Origin of the sequence: Streptomyces cahuitamycinicus, assembly GCF_002891435.1 — a bacterium.
GTDB classification, from domain to species: Bacteria; Actinomycetota; Actinomycetes; order Streptomycetales; family Streptomycetaceae; genus Streptomyces; species Streptomyces cahuitamycinicus.
The window spans coordinates 1-467 of the sequence record NZ_POUC01000971.1 but is presented as its reverse complement, the minus strand read 5'-3'; the positions used below and the strand labels follow the sequence as shown (position 1 = coordinate 467).

Genomic DNA, 467 nt, shown 5'->3' with positions numbered 1-467 from the left:
CCTTACAACCAGAGTTAACGCTGAAAAGCATTGCAGGTGAATTGTGTCCGTTCCTCACGAACCAACCTTCTATCGACAGATTTCGTTGTTGGCTAAAGAAAAGCCGGTAGAAGGCAGTCCACTGTTTTTACTACAAACGTGTACGGAACAACTCGTGGTGAATGGAAAAATTTGATATGAGACAGGATGGCGCATGAACGCCATCCTGCAGTAGCATTACTCTTTATTAAGGAATTTTACTGCCTTATCAGGGAAATCAGTAAACAGCCCATTTACACCCGCTTTGTTATACAGAGCATCATATAACTGATTCACATCAGTAGTGTATTCAGGCAGTTTATCCGACCGCACGGTATAAGGATGCACTACCAGTTTATTCTGCTGAGCATCTTGCACCATGCCAGTGAGTTTGATATTACCCGGCTGCGATGTTTCCTCAATCAACATATGGTAATCCGGACCAATAC

At 43.3% G+C, this 467-nt stretch carries 1 protein-coding gene; it reads right to left on the bottom strand.

The features are described 5' to 3' along the window. Nucleotides 1-216 precede the first annotated feature (216 nt). On the bottom strand, nt 217-467 hold a 251-nt coding region (locus tag C1J00_RS48705; protein WP_281262813.1), incomplete at its 5' end, for a glycerophosphodiester phosphodiesterase family protein.